Origin of the sequence: Klebsiella sp. C349492 (assembly GCF_042055345.1) — a bacterium.
GTDB lineage: Bacteria > Pseudomonadota > Gammaproteobacteria > Enterobacterales > Enterobacteriaceae > Klebsiella > Klebsiella scottii.
The window spans coordinates 1-432 of the sequence record NZ_JANQCE010000031.1 but is presented as its reverse complement, the minus strand read 5'-3'; the positions used below and the strand labels follow the sequence as shown (position 1 = coordinate 432).

Here is a 432-nt window from a genome sequence, read left to right as displayed (position 1 = left end):
CCCCATATCCACACCAGAAGCGCCCTGATCGATAGCCTGCCAGCACATTTCCAGCGCCTCGCGCTCCGGTAATTTTTTACCGCCAGCAATAACAATGGGTACCGGACATCCGGCAACAATCCGTTCAAAACCTTTTTCGACATAATAGGTTTTGATAATTTGCGCCCCCATTTCAGCGGCGATTCGAGTCGCGAGCGAGAAATAACGCTGATCGCGCACCATATCTTTGCCCACGCCAGTCACGGCCATGGTCGGCATTCCCACTTTCATTCCGGCATCAACCAGCTGAATAATATTTTTGATCGACTGATGTTCATATTCGCTGCCGATATAAACCTGCGCCGCCACCGCGCAACTGTTCAGGCGCACGGCGTCATCCATCGATAACGCCACGGCTTCATTACTTAATTCCGCCAGAATAGAGTTCGCACC

The 432-nt window shown here is 51.9% G+C and carries 1 pseudogene; it reads right to left on the bottom strand.

The features are described 5' to 3' along the window. A pseudogene (locus NWP14_RS27830) lies at positions 1-432 on the bottom strand (3-hydroxy-5-phosphonooxypentane-2,4-dione thiolase LsrF); the annotation flags it as partial.